The organism is Ruegeria sp. CDSA020, assembly GCF_059612345.1.
Genome location: NZ_JBXWQK010000003.1, coordinates 13,809 through 33,998, shown reverse-complemented (window position 1 = coordinate 33,998; position 20,190 = coordinate 13,809). Strand labels below are relative to the sequence as shown.

Here is a 20,190-nt window from a genome sequence, read left to right as displayed (position 1 = left end):
TGGAAAGCCACGGCGTCAACCGGCGATGGGATCGACAAGCGCCGGCCCGCTGGCCCGATTGGAATTGACGCCCCGATCGACGCGGTGAAAGCCAAGAATATCTTCATGTCCCGGAGACACCAGCCGCGCAGCCCCCTTACCCGCTTCACCCAGCCATAGAGGCCAGTTTTCGGGTTCGACAATCAAGGGCATGCGGTGGTGAATGCGTCCCAGGTTGCGGTTCGCCTGTGTCGTAACTATCGCGCATGTTCCCATCCGGTCGCCCTCAGGGCCCCACTCCTGCCAGACGCCACCAAAGGCAATCGGGGCCGCGTCATTTCTGAATATGTACCAGGGCAGCCGGTCGCCGGTCTCGGTTTTTGTCCATTCATAGAACCCGCTGGCGATAATCAAACATCTCCGTTCCCTGCAGGCCGCCCTGAAAGCCGGTTTTTCAGCTAGCGTTTCGGCGCGGGCATTGATCAACAATGGCCCAGCGGTTTTGGACTTGTACCAGTGTGGTAAAAACCCCCAACGCAGGGCATCCAACTGACGCCCGGTTTCGCCTGCCCTGACCACATGCACCTGACATGTCGGACAAACGTTGAAATTCGGGACAACAGGCAGAGCATTGGCCGGGCGCGCAGAAAACAACTGGGCCATGGCATCATTTGGAAGGGTTATTGCAAACCGTCCGCACATAGGTAATGAACTTTCAACAATCGTTTTCTACAGGCACAGGTTCTCACGGGGTCATATGCAAAATCAAACGGCGAAAACCTTAAAAGTCAAAGCTGTCGCAGCGCTGGAAGAAGGCAAATTCCAGGCTGCGCTGAAAAAGGCTCAACTTGGCGTAAAAAAGTTTCCGACCGACTCGGATTTTCATGCCATTTCCGGTTTTGTTCTGACCGAGATGAAACAGTATAAAAGGTCGATCCCGCATTTTGTCGAAGCCGCGCGGATGAAACCTGACGATCCGCAATTCGTCGAAAACCTCGCCAATGCTCTTATGCAAACCGGCCAGATGGCCAAAGCCTTGGAATATGCCGAACTCAAGGCCGAAAAATTCCCAGCCAGCAAGGAACTGAACCGGGTCATTGATGAGATTACGCTGAAAGGACAGAACTGGCGTCTGATCATTGATCACGTGACCAAAAAACTTCAAAGCGACCCTGAAAATGTCAGCCTTTTGTCGACTCGTGCCCGCGCCTATGGCCGCATCGGTTATATCGAGCACAACTCACGCGATATAACCAAGGCGTATGAATTGGCACCGGACAACGAAAAGATAGCCTTTCAAAAAGCCGTAAATCTGCACCAGAGTGGCGACAAAAAGAGATGCGCCAATATTCTGCAGGGCATCTACGCCAAAGAACCCTTCCATGTTGCCACCCTTCTTCAGCTTTCGACAATGTCCAGCAAAGAGGACGCCCCGAAACTGATGGAGGCGGTAGAAGCAGCGATATCCGAAAGCGTACACGAGCTGTCGGAACTGGAATTTGCCAAGGCCCACCTGATCCAAAAAGCCGATAGCCTTGGCGCAGCACTGCCGCAATTTGCACGTGCCAATGCCATCCAACATAATGTCAAACCCTATGATTTAGAGGCGGAAGAACAGAAGTTCGAACGTATCACTGGCCTGTTCCCTGTAGGGGGAAGAGTTCCTTGGTCCGAACAAACCGATCAGCCGGTTCCGATCTTCGTTCTGGGCCAGCCGCGCTCTGGCACAACGCTCATGGAAATGATGCTGAGCTCCGCGCCAGACATTGCTGGCTGCGGCGAACTGACGGTTGGGGCCGATCTTTCGCGCGACTACGCACAACATCGCAAGACCTTCGATTCCACTGCCGCAGCGAAATATGCCAAAGAGTTCCGAGAGTTGATGCCGCCGATCCCCGATGGCTCGACCACTTTTGTTGACAAGATGCCCCACAATTTTCAGCGGGTCGGCTTCCTGTTGTCGGCATTCCCAAACGCCAAGATAATAAACATGCTGCGTGATCCGCGCGATGTCGGTCTTTCGAAATGGATCCGCCGGTTCCCTGCGGGGGGCATGAACTATGCCTCGAATCTTAAAACCATCGCCCATTCTGCCAACCTGTATCGTCGCTATATGGCGCATTGGGATGCTGTTTTTGGCGACAAGATCCTGACCGTTCCATATGAAAAGCTTGTCGCGGACCCCGAAACCTATAGCAAGCAGGTCGCCGCTTTCTGCGACCTCGAATGGACCGAGACGATGATGCATCCGGAAGAGAATACCAAACAGGTCCGGACTGCCAGTATCGACCAGGTTCGCAACAAAATCTCAACCAAATCCATTGGGGGATGGCGATCTGTGTCGGAACATATCCAGCCCATGCTTGCGGGTTTTGATACAGGGCTTTGGCCGGAATACGACATTGATCAAGGCTGAAGGTTAGCTGAATGAAATAGGGCCGCATCCCAAAGTGCGGCCCTTTTCGTTTCGCTCTGGTCGCCTTACTTTTGCTTGATGCGACCGTCCAGATAAGGCTGGTAAGGCGCGTTTTCGGCTAGGTATTCCGCCGTGACATCCGCCAGATCCGGGCCAAAGTCATAGGCATTTTTATCGTCGCCTTCGAACATACTGTACCCGTCACCGCCATTTCTGACGTAGTTATTGGTAACGACAAGGTAAGTCGCCGCCGGATCAATCGGGGTAAGCCCATCGCCGTTGGATACCATGACCTCTGATACGCGCCCTTCGTTTGGTGCCACCGATGCGTCCCAAACAAAGGTCAGACCGGCAACCTGCGGAAAGCGGCCCTTGACCTCTTCTACCTGGCTCACGCCGTTTTCAAGCGCGTCAACGATGCCTTGTCCGCTGATCTCAAAGGTTGAAAGCGTATTCTGGAACGGCAGCACGGTCAGAACTTCACCCATGGTCACATCGCCAGGGTCAATCGAAGCGCGCAGGCCGCCAGAGTTCGCAATCGCGATATGAACGCCCTGATCAGCAACCCGCGCAAGCATGGCATCAGCGACCAAATTGCCCATCTGACATTCCTGAACACGACAGATCGAACGGTCACCCTCAATCGCCTCAGACGTGCTGGCCACGACCTTATTGCGGATTTCGTCCAAAGGAGCGGCCAGTTCCGCGATACGGTCCAGCGAGGCCTGATCTTCGGCCACGTTGTTGTCCATGATCAGCGGCTCACCAGCCGCCGCGACAACATTTCCGTCGTCATCAAAAGTGACATTCAGCTCGCCCAGGAATTTGCCATAGGCATAGGCCTGAATGATCTGCACGCCATCGACCACTGTCGGATAGGGGCCAACAGCCTTGTCAGAAACGTTGGACAAATATGTATTGGAATGCCCACCTACGATTACGTCAACGCCGGTCGTTTCCTGTGCAACACGCTGGTCGACAGCATATCCCGAATGGCTGAGAACGATGATCTTGTTCACGCCTTCCGCGGTTAGCTTGTCCACTTCGGCCTGAACCGCGGGAACCGGGTCCGAGAATGTGATGTTCGGGCCAGGAGAGGCCAGTTCATGCGTGTCTTCCGGCGTCAGGCCAACAAGGCCGACTTTTTCTCCGCCGACTTCAATCACTGTAGACTTTTTGATCTTGCCGTTCAGCAATTCTTCGCCGGAAAAATCCGCGTTCGACATCAGCACCGGGAAATCAACCGTGTCGATAAACCCGCGCAGGACTTCCGGGCCATCATCGAATTCGTGGTTGCCCACGGTCATAGCGTTATAGCCCAGTTTGTTCATGAACTCGGCCGCGACCTTGCCCTTGTAATAGGTATAGAACAACGAGCCCTGAAACTGATCGCCGCCATCTACCAGGATCGAGTTTTCGGCACGCCCGCGGGCTTCTTCCACTGCTGTTACGAGACGGGCAGATCCGCCAAAACACTTACCTTCGGCGTTGTCATCTGAACTACAGCCGCTGTCATATTTGTTGATCGGCTCGATACGCGAATGAAAGTCGTTGGTGTGCAGAATGGTCAGTTTATATTCGGCGGCGGCCATTCCTGCAGTCAAACCCAGCACAGCAGCCGAGGCTAGGAAACGGGTGAACATATTTTAACTCCCTTTGTTAATTGCCAAGATGTTGCGCCGCCTTCAGCAAAGAGTCAAAGGGGGAAATCCGGCTTGAATCTAGCCGCAGCGCGGGGCATGACCGTTCTATGCTGATTTACAAGATTTTCCGCGCCAACGAATGGACGGCGCTGCAGACCGATGGCGCCACGGATGGTGCTCCGATTGATGTTTCGGACGGTTTTGTCCACTTTTCGACAGCTGAACAAGCTGCGGAAACCGCTGCCAAGCATTTTGCCGGCGCCGAAGGTTTGACGCTGTTGGTCTGCGATGCTGACGCGATGGGCGAGGAACTGAAGTGGGAGGTTTCGCGCGGGGGCGCTCTGTTTCCGCATCTCTACCGTCAGATCCGCATGACCGACATAGCTTGGTCCTGCCCCCTGCCCTTTGACGGCAACGCGCATCGCTTCCCGGACGACATGAAATGACGGAATATATCGACCCGGATCGCGCCCAGTTCGAAGCCTTCAAGGTGCTGGATCGTGACCACCCGATCGAGATGCTGAACCTGTTACGGTTTCGTGACCGTGCCGAATATCCATCGGGCCACAACCTGGCCAATAGCGGGCTGAGCGGAGCGCAAGCCTATCGGAACTATGGGGCCGAAACCGCACCGATCATCGCCCGCCTCGGGGCGTCAATCCTCTGGCGTGGCGCATTTCAGACCACGTTGATCGGCCCGCGCGATGAGGCATGGGACGCGGTATTTATCGCGCGTTACCCATCGGCCCATGCCTTTCTGGAAATGATATCCGACCCTGATTACAAACAGGCGGTCGTGCATCGTCAGGCTGCGGTGAAGACCTCTCGCCTGATCCGATGCGCGCCGACCGAAGGCGGAGAAATGTTTGGATGAAACTGACTGAAAAGCTGGGGCTGGCTGCCCTGCACCGCTTGGATCCGGAAACCGCACATGCCCTGTCGATCAAAGCCCTGAAGGCAGGGCTTGCGCCTGCACCAGGGCCGGTCACGTCACAGCGTTTGCGGACCAAATTCGCCGGGCTGGATCTGCCCAATCCGGTTGGTCTGGCAGCTGGGTTCGACAAGAACGGAGAGGTTCTTGGCCCCCTGTCTCGCGCCGGGTTTGGGTTCATCGAAGTCGGTGCCGTTACCCCACGCCCGCAGCCCGGCAATCCCAGGCCGCGCCTGTTCCGCCTGACCGAAGACCAGGCTGCCATCAACCGCTTTGGCTTTAACAACGAAGGGATGGAGGCCATGGCCCGTCGTCTGGCGGCGCGCCCCAGGGATGCGGTGATCGGACTGAACCTTGGTGCGAACAAAGACAGCGATGATCGACCCGGTGACTTTGCCAAGGTACTGGCCCATTGTGGGGCGCATCTGGATTTCGCTACGGTCAACGTGTCATCTCCGAACACTGAAAAGCTGCGGGATTTGCAAGGCAAAGCGGCGCTGAGCGCTCTGTTGAGCGGCGTGATCGAAACCCGAAACACCCTAATGCGCCCTCTACCAGTATTCCTCAAGATCGCCCCCGATCTGACCGAGGATGAGCTGCGGGATATCGCCGAAGTGGCCCATGCATCGGGCGTTGATGCGGTCATCGCCTCGAACACCACTTTGTCGCGCGATGGGTTGCGCAGCGCACACAGAGACGAAGCAGGCGGCCTGTCCGGCGCACCTTTGTTCGAAAAATCCACCCGCGTTCTTGCCCGGTTTAGCCATTTGACCGACGGTCAGATTCCGTTGATCGGTGTTGGTGGCATCAGCACAGCAGAACAGGCCTATGCCAAGATATGCGCCGGTGCTTCGACCGTGCAATTCTACACCGCGATGGTTTTCGGTGGTATCTCACTTGCGGCGGATATCGCGCGAGGTTTGGATGACTTGCTGGCGCGCGACGGGTTTGAAACAGTTGCGCAGGCCGTTGGAAGCAAAAGACAGGACTGGATATGATCGAATACTGGCACAATCCCAGATGCTCTAAGTCTCGCGCAGGGCTCGCTTTGCTTGAGGAAAACGGAGCGCAGGTCGAAATTCGCAAATACCTTGAGGATACGCCCTCGGCAGACGAAATCCGGGCCGTACTTACACGCCTTGATATCCCCGCCATAGACCTGATGCGGACTAGCGAAAAGCTGTTCAAGGAACTGGGCCTAACCAAGAATACCGCTCAGGATGACCTGATCACAGCAATGGCGGCCCATCCGATTTTGATCGAGCGCCCGCTTGCAATCAAAGGGGACAACGCAGCCATTGGTCGCCCTACGGAATCCCTTCTGGACCTTCTTTAGGCGACCAATGCCTCAAGCTTGGGGTACCGCCATCCCAGCGTGCAGGCACGCGCGATGTTCAAGATCATCAGCGCGGCCCAAAGGCCGTGATTGCCGAGCGCAGGCACCAATATGAACAGGGCCAAAACATAAATCGCAACCGAATGGATCATCGCATTGCGCATTGCGCGCGTCCAGGTAGCGCCTATGTAGATGCCGTCAAACATCCAGCTTGCCACACCGATCACCGGCGCCAGCGCCGCCCAGACCAGATACTCGCGTGCGGCTAGTCGCACCTCAGGTGCAGTTGACATCAGGTCGATCAACGCTGGCCCGGCCAGATAGAAAACCGCACCAAGTACAAATGCACCCCCTACCCCCCATTGCGAAGCCATGGCCGCGGCTCGGCGCACCTGATGCCGATCCCGCGCGCCAATGGCGCCGCCGACCAGTGCTTCGGCGGAAAAGGCGAACCCATCCAGTGCAAAGGCGGTAATTTCGAGAAACTGCAGCAAGACCTGATTGGCTGCCAGATTAACATCCCCCAGATCCGACCCGACGAAGAGGAATGTGGTAAAGGCGCCGGTCAGCAATACCGAACGGACCATGATGTCACCATTCACCTGCATCATCCGACGCAGACGCGTGGGATCAAAAATTCGCGGCCAGTCACGCCATTGATTCCCGGTAAAAGCACTGCGGCACAGCCAGAGACCCAGTGCCAGCCCGCTCCACTCGGCGATGAGCGTCGCGATGGCCACCCCCTCGACGCCCCAACCCAGACCAAGCACAAACCACAGATCCAGCAGAATATTCAGCCCGTTCATCCAGACCTGCAGGACAAAGACCCCACGCGTACGTTCAATCGCAATCAACCAGCCAGTGATGGCGAACAGCGCAATCGTTGCCGGCGCACCCCAGATGCGTATCCGCAAATAGTCGCGGGTCAGCGCCTCAACCTCGGGGCTGGCGGGGGAAAGGGCAAAAGCCCCTTTGAACAAAAGGACCTGGGCCAATATGAAAACCATACCTGCCGCACTGCCCAGCAATATGCCCCGCATCAGCAGCGCACCGGTTTCGGCAGTGTCACCCGCCCCGCGCGCCTGCGCCGCCAGGCCGGTGGTCCCCATCCTCAGAAAGCCGAATATCCAGTAGATCGAGGCCAGAATCACGGCCCCCATCCCAACAGCCCCAATCGGCGCAGCCAGACCCATCTGCCCGACTACGCCAGTATCCACGGCCCCAAGGATCGGAACCGTGGCATTCGACAGCACGATGGGCGCTGCAATTTTAAGCACGCGCCTGTGCGTGATGGGTGCCGAGGCGTCTTGCATGGAAATCTACTCAGCTTTCGATTTGGACTGCGGCATCAGAAAATGCCCGCTGGCCTGTGCGAAAGGACGCTGATGATTGTCCTGCCACGCTTCGACACGAACCGACGCATACCGGCGCCCTAATCGGCGAACAAAGGCACGCGCATAGGCATCCCGAGGCAAGCCCGATCGCAGGTAATCAACGGTGAAATCGACTGTTTTTGGAAACATGATGGTTTCATCTTGAAAGACCGTGCTGGCATCCAATTCGCCGTTTTCGATCCGGGGAAAGAAATACTCCCAACTCAGGGTGATAACCGCGGTTACTTCCAGAAAGGCAGCCGTCACACCACCATGAAGCGCCGGAAGCATCGGGTTTCCGATCAGCTTTTGGTCAAAGTTCAGTACCCCGGTCAACTCATTTCCCCGCCGGTCAAATTCGATTCCGAGAAACTGAATATATGGAACACCATCCACGATTGCCTTCAGTGCTGCATCGCGACGCTGTTCGATGAGCTGCATGGCTTCGGGCCGAGGTCGTGACATCATCGGCTCTCCACTGTGAATGAACCGGTGGCGGTTGCCACGGGCAGGTCCTTGTCCTCATCCATCGCAGTTGCGCGGACAAAGGCCACGTTTCTGGTGATATGATAACAGACAGCATGTGTCGTAATGCTCTGCCCTGGCGTCGCCGGGCGCATGTAGTCTATCCGCAGATCTATTGTCGCGGTGGCGCCGGGCGAAGAAGGATGGCACATGACCGCGGAACCGCAGCAGGTGTCAAGCAGGGCAAAAACCGCCCCGCCATGGATCACACCCGTGCGTGGATCACCGATCAGTTCGGCCTTGTAGGGCATCGAAATCTCGGCCTCGCCATTACCCATTTTGGTGAGTGTCAAACCCAAAGCTTTGGCATGCGGAATGGCCTCAATAAACTGTCGTGCTATAGCAGCTTTGTCGACCATCTACTTGTGTCCTCTCTGTTTCTCCCTTTATGAGCGTCAGGCTAGCAAAAGAGCAAGCCCGCCTGTTGCGCTTGAAGTCGCCACGTCCTACGCTGTTTCGAAGGAGACCAGGAATGCCCGACAACCGTTTGTCATTCAAAGAGATGTGCGCCGAGTTTGACGTGACTCCACGTACCCTGCGCTACTATGAATATATCGAACTTCTGCAGCCTGACCGCGAAGGCCGAACTCGCTTTTACGGGCCTAGGGAATGCGCTCGGATGACGCTGATCATGCGGGGACGGAAATACGGATTTCCACTGGAAGATATCCGCCAGTGGCTGCTGATCTACGAAGATCAGGGGAATCAGGCACAGATGAAGGCCTTCATCGAAATGGCCGAACATCAGCTTGTCGAACTGAACAATCAGAAAAAACAGTTGGATGAAGCCATAGATGCCTTGGAACAAATGCGTGACCAGACCGCGAAATTGTTAGACTAGGCATTGCTGCCCGGCTGACCGCGTTTACTATCGGATTTGCCAAAGCCAAAAACAGACCCTTCCTGGGCTCTTTTACCCTTTCAGCATGCTTTTCCGTGTTTGGAAAATTGCATCTGGAAGGTGATCTGACGTGACGTCCTGAAATTCCCTGCAGTAGAAACCTTGACGCGAACGGAAGTTACGTCAACTTATTTGTGACGCAGCGTTCGCGTTACGTGAACGGCATCTACGTGCTGTAAGACGCGCATCGACTGCGCAAATCAGCTTAACGAAGGCCAGTTACAAGAGTGCAGAAACCATGACCGAAGATCTGATGACCATTCGTGAAATGTGCGAGACCTATGATGTCACGCCGCGCACATTACGTTTTTACGAGGCAAAGGAACTTTTGTTTCCGATCCGCGAAGGGCAGAAACGACTGTTCACCAAAAGCGACAGGGCGCGTCTCAAGCTGATCCTGCGAGGCAAACGCTTTGGCTTCAGCCTGGAAGAAATTCGCCAGCTTCTTGATTTGTATCACGTAGGTGATCAGCAGGTTACGCAGATGACCCGCACCTATGAGATCGCGTGCGAGCGGCTTGCCGATATGGAATCCCGGCGTGAAGAGCTGACCCAGGCCATTGACGATCTAAAAGAACAGTTGAGATGGGGCGAGAAAGTGATCGCCTCGATCAAGAGCGACAAAAAGGCCGCAGAATAATCCCGGCGGCGCCCACCCACCGGACAAGCGAAACTAAGGAAGTTCCCAATGCCCGTATACAATGCACCAACCAAAGACATGCAGTTCGTATTGCACGAAGTGCTCAATGTATCGGGATCGGACATCCCGGGTTATAGCGAGCTTGAACCTGATTTTACCGGCGCTGTTCTAGAAGAAGCCGGTAAGGTGGCCACAAATGTTCTGCACCCGCTGAATACAATCGGTGATACCGAAGGATGTCGTCTGGAAAACGGTGTGGTATATACCCCTACTGGCTTTAAAGACGCATTCGGTCAGATGAAGGAAGGCGGCTGGACCGGCCTGGACATGCCCGAAGAATTCGGCGGCCAGAACATGCCTTATGTCATCGGCTCTGCCGTGGCCGAGATGTTTTCCGCCTCGAACCAGGCGTTCACCATGTATCAAGGTCTGACCCACGGCGCAGCATCGGCCATTCTGGCGCACGGCACCCAAGAGCAGAAAGAAACCTATCTGCCGAACATGGTTAGCTGCGATTGGACCGGCACCATGAACCTGACCGAACCGCATTGCGGCACCGACCTGGGTCTGATGCGCACCAAGGCTGAACCGCAGGCGGATGGCTCCTACAAGATTTCCGGTCAGAAGATCTTTATCTCGGCTGGTGAACACGACATGGCCGACAACATCATTCACCTGGTGCTGGCCAAGATCGTGGGCGGCCCCGAAGGCATCAAGGGTGTATCCCTGTTCATCGTTCCTAAATTCATGGTGAACGAAGATGGCAGCCTGGGTGAACGCAACGGCGTATCGGTCGGCAACATCGAAGAAAAGATGGGCATCCACGGCAACTCGACCTGCGTCATGAACTATGACGAGGCAACCGGCTATCTTTTGGGCGAAGAGCATAAAGGCATGCGCGCGATGTTCACCATGATGAACGAAGCTCGTATGGGTGTAGCCATGCAGGGTCTGTCCCAGGCCGACGCGGCCTATCAGAACGCGGTGGAATATGCCAAGGACCGCCTGCAGGGCCGCGACGTGACCGGCGCGAAAAATCCGGACGGTCCAGCCGATCCGCTGATCGTGCATCCCGACATCCGCCGCAGCCTGATGGATCAGAAGAGCTTTACCGAGGGTGCCCGTGCCTTTGTTCTGTGGGGAGCCACCATGATCGACAAGGCCCACCGCTCTGGTGACGATGACGCCGATGGCTTGATCTCACTGCTGACGCCGGTCCTCAAAGGGTTCCTGACCGACGAAGGCTATGACATGACGGTCAAGGCCCAGCAAGTCTATGGCGGCCACGGCTACATCGAAGAATGGGGCATGTCGCAATATACCCGCGACGCCCGGATCGCGATGATCTACGAAGGCGCAAACGGCGTTCAGGCGCTTGACCTTGTGGGCCGTAAACTTGCCCAGGATGGCGGCAAACACGTCATGGCGTTTTTCGAAATGGTCAAAAACTTCTGCAAGGAAAACGCAGGTCAGAACGAAGCCTATGATACGGCGTTTATCGAACCGCTGAAAGCGGCCTCCAAGGATCTGCAGGCCGCTGCCATGTACTTTATGCAAAGCGGCACCAAGAACCCCAACCATGCGCTGGCTGGGTCGAATGACTTCATGCACATGTTCGGTCATGTCTGCCTGGGCCTGATGTGGGCACAGATGGCAAAAGCCTCTTATGCCGCACTTGAAGCCGGGACTTCGGACACCGAGTTCTACGAGACAAAGATTACCACCGGCCAGTTCTACATGGTGCGTCGCTTGCCAGCCACCGGTCTTCATCTGACACGCATCCAGAGCGGTGCGGATACTGTCATGGGCCTGGACGCGGCAAGCTTCTGATCTCTGACCGGCCCCAGACCATCTTGGGGCCGGCCATTCGAAAGGCTCGATATGCCAAAACGATTTCGCCTAACACGCCGTTTCCCGGTCGCCATGACCGAAGACGGCTATCGCAAACTCAGAGGGTTCGCGCGCGAGGCTGGTCTGGACGAAGGTGAGGCACTGTCATTCCTGTTCGAGAACTTCAACAGTGTCATCGACGAAGAGAGCCTGACGCACCGTTTGCGTATCTTCAATTCCGAACTTGAAGAACGCAAACGATAAGAAAACAGACCCGCCCAAAAAAGGGCGGGCTACATGATACAGCACATCGCACTGACTCATGTGCCAAGGGAGGCAAATGATGACCATCAAACTGCATTGTTTCGGCGTCAGCGGAAACTCGTACAAGGCGGCGCTGGCTCTGGAGTTATCAGGGTTAGAATGGGAAGCCGTCGAAGTCGACTTCTTCAAAGGAGTGACACGCACTCCCGAATTTCGTGCCACTGTCAACGAAATGGGTGAAGCGCCCGTCATGATTGATGGCGACTTTCGCACCAGTCAGTCCGGGGCCATTCAGACTTATATAACTGAAAAGACAGGTATGTTCGGAGGAAAGACGCAGGAAGAGAAATACGAGGTACTGCGCTGGGTGCTGTGGGACAATCACAAACTCAGCTCGATGGCAGGCCTGACCCGTTTTTTGATCAACTTTCTGCCGGAAGAACATCGCAACCCAGACGTGATCGCATTCAACCAGGGTCGTCTGAAGGCTGCGTATCAAGTCCTGGATGCACATCTGAACGGTCGCGACTGGATCGTAGGGGACGGTGTAACCAATGCTGATCTCAGCTGCTGTGGCTATCTCTACTATCCTGAACCCTTCGGCTTTGACCGCACCGAATGGCCAAATATCGACGCCTGGCTGACACGCTTGTCCCAGCAGCCTGGCTGGAAACACCCCTACGACCTGATGCCCGGCTCTGTGCCGGATCGAGCTTAAGGAGAAAACTATGACCGACGCATATATCTATGACGCCCTGCGTACTCCGCGCGGCAAAGGCCGCAAGGATGGCAGCCTGCACGAGCTGACTTCGGCGCGCCTGTCCTCGCTGACATTGAACGCCGTAAAAGAGCGGAACAATCTAGAGGGCCACGCCGTAGAGGACGTCATCTGGGGCAACGTAACCCAGGTTATGGAACAGGGCGGCTGTCTGGCACGAACCGCAGTGCTGGGTTCTGATCTGGATGAATCGATCCCCGGGCTGGCGATCAACCGGTTCTGCGCCTCGGGCATGGAAGCTGTGAACCTGGCGGCCAACCAGGTCAAAGGCGGCGCAGGCGACGCCTATATTGCAGGCGGGGTCGAGATGATGGGCCGTGTTCCGATGGGCAGCGATGGCGCTGCGATTGCGGCTGACCCTTCACTGGCGATGAACACCTATTTCGTTCCGCAGGGTATCTCCGCTGATATCATTGCGACCGAATACGGGTTCACACGCGATCAGGCTGATGCGCTGGCGATGGAATCGCAGCGCCGTGCAAAAGCTGCGTGGGACGACAACCGGTTCTCGAAATCGGTCATCACCGTTAAGGATCAGAACGGCCTGACCATTCTGGACCATGATGAATACATGCGCCCCGGCACGGACATGCAAAGCCTGGGTGGCTTGAACCCCGCATTCCAGATGATGGGCGAGCAAATGCCCGGCTTCGACAACGTCGCAAAGCTGAAATACCCGCATCTGGAAAAGATCAATCATATCCACCACGCGGGTAACAGCTCGGGCATCGTGGATGGTGCGGCGGCAGTTCTGATCGGCAACAAGGAATTCGGCGAGAAATACGGCCTGAAGCCGCGCGCACGCATCAAGGCCACGGCCAAGATCGGCACCGACCCCACCATTATGTTGACCGGTCCGGTTCCGGTGACCGAGAAAATCCTCGCCGACAACGGCATGAAAATCAGCGATCTCGACCTGTTCGAAGTGAACGAAGCCTTTGCCTCGGTTGTTCTGCGCTTCCAGCAGGCATTCGATGTCGATCCGGCTTTGGTCAACGTCAATGGCGGCTCGATTGCAATGGGCCACCCGCTGGGCGCGACCGGCGCGATGATCATCGGCACCCTGCTGGATGAGCTTGAACGTCAGGACAAGGAAACCGGGCTGGCCACTCTTTGCATCGCATCTGGCATGGGTGCAGCAACGATCATCGAGCGCGTCTGATGCCCAAGCTGGATCTCTCTCAGATTCCGTTTCAGGGCGGCTCGGCCTATCCCGGCAAGCTGGCCGAGGCGACCGCAGGCCGTTTTGTTCAGCGCCTCGGTGATGCGGGCGGGCTAACCCAGTACGGGGTCAACATCGTACGGCTTGAACCGCAATGCATGTCCTCGCTGCGCCACTACCATATGGAGCAGGACGAGTTTGCAATCATGCTAAGCGGCACCTGTACGCTGATCGACGACGATGGCGAGCATGAAATGCAGCCCGGCGATTGCGCCGCATGGCCCGCAGGTGAAGCCAACGGCCATCACCTTGTGAACAACACCGATGCGCCTGCGACCTTTCTGGTGGTGGGCACACGGACCCCGAACGAGACCGGCTATTACAGCGACTTAGACATGATGGTGAAGGATGATGAGAACGGATTCTCTTTCACCCGGAAAGATGGCAGCCCGCTAACGGCTGACCAGATTGGAGATGACAATGACTGATTTCACTCTGAGCAAAGACGCGGACGGCGTCGCCATTATCACCTGGGACGTTCCAGGAAAATCCATGAACGTGATGTCTTTTGACGGCTTCGCACAGTTGAGCGATTGCATCGATCAGGCACTTGCCGATGACGAGATCAAAGGCATCGTTATCACCAGCGGGAAAGAAGGTTCGTTCGCCGGTGGCATGGACCTGAACCTGCTTGCGGTGATGAAAGAACAGGCGGGCGACAACCCCGCCAAGGGCCTGTTCGAAGGCACCATGAATATGCACGGCGTGCTGCGCAAGATCGAGCTGGCGGGCATGGACCCCAAGACCAAGAAAGGCGGCAAGCCGATTGCAACCGCCCTGCCCGGTACAGCCGCAGGCATTGGCATGGAACTACCGCTGTCGACGCACCGCATCTTTGCAGCCGAGAATCCAAAGGCGAAATACGGCCTGCCTGAAATCATGGTTGGCATCTTCCCCGGCGCTGGTGGCACCACCCGAATGGTCCGCAAGGTCGGTGCGATTGCAGCCGCTCCGCTGTTGCTGGAAGGCAAGATGCTGGACGTCAAAAAGGCGAAAAGTGCAGGCTACATCGATGAGATCGCAGAGGATCCAGTTGCCGCGGCAAAAGATTGGGTGCTGAACGCCAAAGATGCGGACATTGTGAAGCCTTGGGATGCCAAGGGTTACAAAATGCCCGGTGGCGCGCCTTACCACCCTGCCGGTTTCATGAATTTCGTCGGCGCCTCGGCTATGGTGAATAGCAAAACCCAGGGTGCGTTCCCTGCCGCCAAGGCGTTGCTAAGCGCTGTTTACGAAGGTGCGCTGGTCGATTTCGACACCGCGCTGAAGATCGAAGCCCGTTGGTTCACCTCCGTTCTGATGAACCCGTCTTCGGGTGCCATGATCCGATCACTGTTCCTGAACAAGGAAGCCTTGGAAAAAGGCGCCGTGCGTCCTGCGGGCGTACCGGATCAGTCAGTCAAGAAGATCGGTGTTCTGGGCGCTGGCATGATGGGTGCGGGTATCGCACTTGTATCGGCGCAGGCCGGTATGGAAGTTGTTCTGATCGACCGCGATCAGGAAGCCGCAGACAAAGGCAAAGCCTATACCGAAACGTACCTGGACAAAGGTATGAAGCGCGGCAAGGTTACGGCTGAAAAGAAAGAGGCCATGCTGGGCCGCATCACCGCGACCCCTGACCTTGATCATCTGAAGGGCTGTGACCTGATCATCGAAGCCGTCTTCGAAGACATGGGCGTCAAGGCCGAGATGACCAAAAAGGTCGAGGCGATCATTCCCGAGGACTGCATCTTTGCCTCGAACACCTCGACCCTGCCGATCAGCGACCTGGCCAAAGCTTCGGTGCGTGCGGATCAGTTCATCGGCATCCACTTCTTCTCGCCCGTCGAGAAGATGTTCTTGGTCGAGATCATCAAAGGCAAGGAAACCGGTGATCGCGCAGTGGCCAAGGCGCTGGACTATGTGCGCCAGATCCGCAAGACGCCTATCGTGGTCAACGATGCCCGCTTCTTCTACGCCAACCGCTGCATCATTCCCTACATCAATGAAGGTGCCCGGATGGTGACCGAAGGCGTAAGCCCGGTTCTGATCGACAACGCGGCACGCCAGTTGGGCTTCCCTGTCGGGCCTATCCAGCTGACTGATGAGACCTCGATTGATCTGGGTGCCAAGATCGCACGCGCGACCAAGGCCGCGATGGGCAACGAATATCCTGAGAGCCCGTCCGATGATCTGATCTTCTGGATGGAAGAACAGGGCCGTCTGGGCCGCAAGGCAAACGCGGGCTTCTTCGACTATGACGAAAAAGGCAAGCGCGTCGAATATTGGAAGGGTCTGCAGGACAAGTATCCGCTGGCAGAGGATCAGCCCGACCTGATCGAAGTGCAGGAACGCCTGATGTTCGCTCAGGTTCTGGAGGCCGTCCGCGCATTGGAAGAAGGCGTTCTGGAAGACATCCGCGAGGGTGACGTCGGCGCAATCTTGGGCTGGGGCTTTGCACCTTGGTCAGGTGGCCCACTGAGCTGGCTGGACATCATCGGCACCCCTTATGCGGCCGAGCGCTGCGATCAGTTGACCGCACAATATGGGGAACGGTTTACCTGCCCGCCGCTGCTGCGTGAGATGGCAGATAAAGGCCAAAGCTTCTACGGGCGGTTCAACCCCGAAGCCAAGGCTGCCTAAACAGTTGGTGCTGGCGTAAGAGACCTTACGCCAGCACCCTGCTTGTCGTGTTTGGTTGGTCTGCCGTTCAGATCACTGGGAGAGGTCGGCCCGGACGACCCGGGCGACGCGCACCCCTGCTGGGTCTCAAAGGGACAACTTGTTCCAGCGAGATGGGTGCAGGCAGCGCACCCAACGGGTTGGCAAGGGCTGCCACGCGGCCCTCGGTTCGTATTTCTTCGACCAAATCCGCCGCTGTTTCGCTTTCGGCAATTTGATAGCCCGCACTTGTGCCGCTGTGGCCGCCGAAACGCCCTGACGGGCAGAAGGCGCGCATGCCGCCTTCCATATAGACCACTTCATCCTCGTCAAAGAACAGTGCGCTGACATCGAATGATGATGCCGGGACGTCCGACTTGATGCGGAACAAACCGCTCAACTTTCGTGCTGCCACAACAGTCAGATCTGCGGTGCCATGCTCCAATGCTATACCCTGTTCAGGCATGATCCAAATCGTACCTGGGCTGTCGACGGCACTTGGGGGTACGCGGACTGGCAAATACTCGATCCGACTTTCTTCAGTAGGAACCGAAATCGTATCGACAGAAATGCGCCTTACTACCTTAAAGCCGTTCTCGACTGTCCGGATCAGATCACCAGGCTGAATGTCTTCAATCGGCGTCCAGCCGTCGACAGTTGCAACCCTGGTCCCGTGGATCAAGCCGCCACGGCGCGCGTTCAGTTCTACTCTGGTTTCGAATTGTGTCCGGCTTTCCGGAACATCTGAAATACCCATGTCACTCACTACTTCAAACACGTGCCTCCCCCCCTGCTGGCACCAAAAACAATAGATATTCATTAGCATCCAAACCGATCAAGCGTCCAAATTTTGACACATTTGAGCCTGATTTGGGTCCCAAACCCCGTTGGATAACGCTAAAAACGGAACAACGATCTGTAATCGCCCGGTATTAAGTCCCGCAGGGAAACGATATTTCTGTCATCTAATCAAAAGAGTATCCGAATCTGTCTATATCTTCAGCGCAAGCCTCGGCGATGGCCTCCTGTGATGCGGCTGAATAATAGCTGCGGTAGTCTTGTGACCGCTCTGATCGGTTCAAATGCGGCAGCGTGATCCGAAACCCCAAATGGTCAAACAGAGGCTCTGCGTCCTGATCAAACGCTTCGAGTCTGATGAAATACTGGCACTGCTCGATACCATCGGCTCGCGTCACGTAGTGCCGCGCCGGATGCTGACGGAGCGACTGTTGCGTCGCGGGATGGCAGACAAATCCTTCAAACGAATGGGCGCGGGCCAGCGCGATTGCGGGATGATCAAAGCCTTGCACCTTGAGCCAGTGATAATAGCTGACAAGCCGATCCCAAGGATTTCGGACCAGAGTAAAGACTGTCATCCCCGAAAAGTCATCCGGTGAAAGAACACCTTCGATATCGGCGAGGGTTGAATGTTTCCAAAGGCGGCCACGCGCCGATAGCTGTTTGATCCGCCTATTGCGTTTCTTTGCCTTGGGCGTATCTCCCAGCAAAATATCATCCTTCATCGCGCGCTGTTCCAAAGCCAGCGACAAAGATGTCCCTCCAGTTTTGGGAATGTGGACGAAGATATAAGAGCGACCGCGCGAAATGATCACGATGCGGCCTCTGTAGCGGCGGGACGCGTGGACCGCCAGGCCAGCAGAACTCCGGCCGTTGCGATCAGGCATATGCCGAGGATCTGCAGAACACCGATATTCTGCCCAAAGACCCTCCAGGCGAACAAGGGTCCAAATATCATCACCGAATATTCAAACACCGCCACATAAGAGGTCTCACCGATCTGATAGGATTTGATCAGCATGAATACCGCAATCGTCGACCCTATTGCCTGAACTATAATCCAAGGAATTGCCGGTCCCATTTGCCAGACCCAGCCACGGGTGACGAAGCCCTCCGGCCCAGCGTCCGGAACCCCCGGAAACAAGGATAACACGATCAGCCCTACCGCTCCGGCCACTCCCAAGGTTGTCACCATAGCCGCCAGCAATGCCGTTGTGCTTTCCTGCGCGCAGTGGCTTCGGGTGATGACTGAACTGAACGCGTAGAACAGCCCTCCGGCGACCGGCAACAGCGTTTTTGCATCAAACTCGCCGGGATTCGGCTGCAACACGCACAAAATCCCGGCAAACCCTACTGCAACGGCCAGAATACGCCATGGGCCTATCCGTTGCTTCATGGCGACGGTTGTAATCAACAGCACAAAGATCGGCGACGTGAACAAACCCGCCAACGCCTGAGCAATCGGCATCAGCGCAAGCGAGGCAAAATAGAACAACATGGCCAATGTGATGAGAACACTACGCAGGATCACGGGGCCAAGCCTAATCGGGCGCAAGCGGCCCAGCCCAAGCAGTGACAGGCCCATTATCAGCGGTAGCATGAGCAGAGCCCGGCTGAAATGGAACTGCCACAGTCCGATCGTTTCGGCCACCAAGATGACCACATTATCAATTACGCCGATGATTGCCATAGCACTGACCATCAGCACCGAGGCCAAAACCGGTGAAGTCTGGGTGTCCGCCTGCATCATTTTCCCCGCGGCATGATGGAGAGCGGTAACAGAATATTCCGCTCGTCTAGGTATCCAGCACATTTCCTGAACATCGCGCAACAGGTTTGCGCCGGTTGAATTTAGCGTGTTAAGCTGGCTCCAATTAAGAACGAGCAGACATCACCCCGATGACGGCACTGAAACAGTTCCAGCGGATCGAAGCCACCGGTCTGTGGCGCCCCTCGCCCGATGTTCAGCGGCGCGAGGTTGTTGTGTCGATTGGCGAAGCGACTCTGACGATATCAGATTTCAACGACCGGGCACTGACGCATTGGTCGCTGGCTGCGTTAGAGCGCCAGAACCCCGGTGTTTTCCCTGCGATTTACCACCCGGATGGCGACCCGCAAGAGACGTTGGAACTGGCCCAATCCGAAACCACGATGATCGAAGCCATTGACCGTCTGCAGCGTGCCATCGACTGGTCACGCCCCCACCCCGGGCGTTTGCGGTGGTTCAGCGTGGCCGGGGTTGTGGCTGCTGTGGCCGCGCTCATGCTGTTGTGGTTACCGTCAGCGTTACAAAACCATGTCGTATCCGTCGTTCCCGAAATCAAACGTATCGACATCGGTGACACAATCCTGAGGCGCATCGAAAGAGTGTCAGGCCGCGCCTGCGTGTCCGAGGGCACTCAGGAAGCACTGGATCATCTGGCGGCAAGAACGGGCGTGCGCGCAATCGTTATCCTACCCGCCGGAGTACAGACCAGCCTGACCCTGCCGGGTGGAATTGTCCTGTTGAACCGATCTCTGGTCGAAGATCACGAAGACCCCTCGGTCGTGGCCGGGTACATCATTGCGGAACGTGCACGTGTGCAGGCACAGGACCCACTGGATGATCTGCTGGACCGGACCGGCATCAGATCTGCGTTCCGCCTGCTGACAACCGGTGAGCTGACACCTCAGATTGTCGACAGTTATACCGAAGAAGTTCTATCAGAACCCCGTCCGGCTGTACCAGACGAGAACCTGCTGGAAATTTTTGCCGAGGCAGCTTTGCCCTCGGTCCCCTTTGCCTATGCGACGGACGTCACAGGTGAAACCGTGCTGGGCCTGATCGAGGCCGACCCGATGGCGGGCCGGCCCCTGCAACAGATACTGCCAGATCGCGAATGGGTCCGGCTGCAGAATATCTGCGGCGGATAAG

The 20,190-nt window shown here is 56.4% G+C and carries 22 protein-coding genes; 14 read left to right on the top strand and 8 right to left on the bottom strand.

The genetic code is table 11. From position 1 onward, the window contains the following. Positions 1-15 precede the first annotated feature (15 nt). On the bottom strand, positions 16-681 hold the full coding sequence (locus tag AC2FJW_RS05590) for an SOS response-associated peptidase (protein WP_496749443.1): 666 nt from the start codon (positions 679-681) through the stop codon (positions 16-18). 55 nt (positions 682-736) lie between these two features. Here AC2FJW_RS05590 and AC2FJW_RS05585 point away from each other — a divergent pair, with 55 nt between their 5' ends. Beyond that, on the top strand, positions 737-2,395 hold the full coding sequence (locus AC2FJW_RS05585) for a tetratricopeptide repeat-containing sulfotransferase family protein (RefSeq protein ID WP_496749442.1): 1,659 nt from the start codon (positions 737-739) through the stop codon (positions 2,393-2,395). 65 nt (positions 2,396-2,460) lie between these two features. On the opposite strand, the gene AC2FJW_RS05580 is transcribed toward AC2FJW_RS05585, so the two are convergent. Next, positions 2,461-4,038 (bottom strand): bifunctional metallophosphatase/5'-nucleotidase, encoded by a 1,578-nt coding sequence (locus tag AC2FJW_RS05580; RefSeq protein ID WP_142632834.1) that lies wholly within the window; start codon positions 4,036-4,038, stop codon positions 2,461-2,463. 107 nt (positions 4,039-4,145) lie between these two features. On the opposite strand from AC2FJW_RS05580, the gene AC2FJW_RS05575 reads away from it, so the two are divergent. Genes AC2FJW_RS05575 through arsC form a run of 4 tightly spaced genes read left to right on the top strand, consistent with a single transcriptional unit; the run spans position 4,146 to position 6,305 of the window. Then, entirely contained in the window at positions 4,146-4,484 is a 339-nt protein-coding gene (locus tag AC2FJW_RS05575; RefSeq protein ID WP_496749441.1) for a DUF952 domain-containing protein, read from the top strand. Next, entirely contained in the window at positions 4,481-4,912 is a 432-nt protein-coding gene (locus AC2FJW_RS05570) for a DUF1330 domain-containing protein (RefSeq protein ID WP_496749440.1), read from the top strand. Before AC2FJW_RS05575 ends, AC2FJW_RS05570 begins: the two co-directional genes overlap by 4 nt. Beyond that, a complete protein-coding gene (locus AC2FJW_RS05565; protein WP_496749439.1) occupies positions 4,909-5,967 on the top strand; it encodes a quinone-dependent dihydroorotate dehydrogenase in 1,059 nt (352 codons plus the stop codon). The genes AC2FJW_RS05570 and AC2FJW_RS05565 overlap by 4 nt, the downstream gene beginning before the upstream one ends. After that, a complete protein-coding gene (gene arsC, locus AC2FJW_RS05560; protein ID WP_142632827.1) occupies positions 5,964-6,305 on the top strand; it encodes an arsenate reductase (glutaredoxin) in 342 nt (113 codons plus the stop codon). Before AC2FJW_RS05565 ends, arsC begins: the two co-directional genes overlap by 4 nt. Here the strand turns inward: arsC and AC2FJW_RS05555 are convergent. Genes AC2FJW_RS05555 through AC2FJW_RS05545 form a run of 3 tightly spaced genes read right to left on the bottom strand, consistent with a single transcriptional unit; the run spans position 6,302 to position 8,562 of the window. Then, positions 6,302-7,618 carry an MATE family efflux transporter gene (locus tag AC2FJW_RS05555; RefSeq protein ID WP_142632825.1) on the bottom strand — a complete coding sequence of 439 codons (1,317 nt, stop codon included), beginning with the start codon at positions 7,616-7,618 and terminating at the stop codon, positions 6,302-6,304. The two genes, arsC and AC2FJW_RS05555, sit on opposite strands and share 4 nt — an antisense overlap. 6 nt (positions 7,619-7,624) lie before the next feature. After that, a complete protein-coding gene (locus AC2FJW_RS05550; RefSeq protein ID WP_271948008.1) occupies positions 7,625-8,143 on the bottom strand; it encodes a PaaI family thioesterase in 519 nt (172 codons plus the stop codon). Next, complete coding sequence (locus tag AC2FJW_RS05545) at positions 8,143-8,562, bottom strand: PaaI family thioesterase (protein WP_142632821.1); 420 nt, start codon at positions 8,560-8,562, stop codon at positions 8,143-8,145. The genes AC2FJW_RS05550 and AC2FJW_RS05545 overlap by 1 nt, the downstream gene beginning before the upstream one ends. 113 nt (positions 8,563-8,675) lie before the next feature. Between AC2FJW_RS05545 and AC2FJW_RS05540 the strand changes: the two genes are divergently transcribed. The 8 genes from AC2FJW_RS05540 (at position 8,676) to AC2FJW_RS05505 (ending at position 16,460) form a co-directional block, all read left to right on the top strand. Further along, positions 8,676-9,044 (top strand): MerR family transcriptional regulator, encoded by a 369-nt coding sequence (locus AC2FJW_RS05540; RefSeq protein ID WP_142632819.1) that lies wholly within the window; start codon positions 8,676-8,678, stop codon positions 9,042-9,044. 298 nt (positions 9,045-9,342) lie between these two features. Beyond that, a complete protein-coding gene (locus AC2FJW_RS05535; protein WP_142632817.1) occupies positions 9,343-9,744 on the top strand; it encodes a MerR family transcriptional regulator in 402 nt (133 codons plus the stop codon). Between the two features lie 48 nt (positions 9,745-9,792). Continuing rightward, positions 9,793-11,574, top strand: a complete 1,782-nt coding sequence (locus AC2FJW_RS05530; RefSeq protein ID WP_496749438.1) for an acyl-CoA dehydrogenase C-terminal domain-containing protein — start codon at positions 9,793-9,795, stop codon at positions 11,572-11,574. Between the two features lie 51 nt (positions 11,575-11,625). After that, positions 11,626-11,838 (top strand): hypothetical protein, encoded by a 213-nt coding sequence (locus AC2FJW_RS05525; RefSeq protein WP_142632813.1) that lies wholly within the window; start codon positions 11,626-11,628, stop codon positions 11,836-11,838. Positions 11,839-11,917: 79 nt separating this feature from the next. Beyond that, a complete protein-coding gene (locus AC2FJW_RS05520) occupies positions 11,918-12,556 on the top strand; it encodes a glutathione S-transferase family protein (protein WP_142632811.1) in 639 nt (212 codons plus the stop codon). A 10-nt stretch (positions 12,557-12,566) separates the two neighbouring features. Next, the gene (locus AC2FJW_RS05515) at positions 12,567-13,778 is read left to right on the top strand and encodes an acetyl-CoA C-acetyltransferase (RefSeq protein ID WP_142632809.1); all 1,212 of its coding nucleotides are present in this window, start codon (positions 12,567-12,569) and stop codon (positions 13,776-13,778) included. Continuing rightward, on the top strand, positions 13,778-14,266 hold the full coding sequence (locus AC2FJW_RS05510; protein WP_496749437.1) for a cupin domain-containing protein: 489 nt from the start codon (positions 13,778-13,780) through the stop codon (positions 14,264-14,266). Before AC2FJW_RS05515 ends, AC2FJW_RS05510 begins: the two co-directional genes overlap by 1 nt. Then, the gene (locus tag AC2FJW_RS05505) at positions 14,259-16,460 is read left to right on the top strand and encodes a 3-hydroxyacyl-CoA dehydrogenase NAD-binding domain-containing protein (protein WP_496749436.1); all 2,202 of its coding nucleotides are present in this window, start codon (positions 14,259-14,261) and stop codon (positions 16,458-16,460) included. Before AC2FJW_RS05510 ends, AC2FJW_RS05505 begins: the two co-directional genes overlap by 8 nt. Positions 16,461-16,527: 67 nt before the next feature. Here the strand turns inward: AC2FJW_RS05505 and AC2FJW_RS05500 are convergent, their stop codons facing one another. The 3 genes from AC2FJW_RS05500 to AC2FJW_RS05490 form a co-directional block, all read right to left on the bottom strand. Further along, positions 16,528-17,256 (bottom strand): Hint domain-containing protein, encoded by a 729-nt coding sequence (locus tag AC2FJW_RS05500; protein WP_496692446.1) that lies wholly within the window; start codon positions 17,254-17,256, stop codon positions 16,528-16,530. 187 nt (positions 17,257-17,443) lie between these two features. Next, positions 17,444-18,091, bottom strand: a complete 648-nt coding sequence (locus AC2FJW_RS05495) for a sulfotransferase family 2 domain-containing protein (protein ID WP_496749435.1) — start codon at positions 18,089-18,091, stop codon at positions 17,444-17,446. Next, on the bottom strand, positions 18,088-19,023 hold the full coding sequence (locus tag AC2FJW_RS05490) for a DMT family transporter (protein ID WP_496749434.1): 936 nt from the start codon (positions 19,021-19,023) through the stop codon (positions 18,088-18,090). Before AC2FJW_RS05490 ends, AC2FJW_RS05495 begins: the two co-directional genes overlap by 4 nt. A gap of 152 nt (positions 19,024-19,175) precedes the next feature. Here AC2FJW_RS05490 and AC2FJW_RS05485 point away from each other — a divergent pair, with 152 nt between their 5' ends. Next, the gene (locus AC2FJW_RS05485) at positions 19,176-20,189 is read left to right on the top strand and encodes a hypothetical protein (RefSeq protein WP_496749433.1); all 1,014 of its coding nucleotides are present in this window, start codon (positions 19,176-19,178) and stop codon (positions 20,187-20,189) included. Position 20,190: the final 1 nt, after the last annotated feature.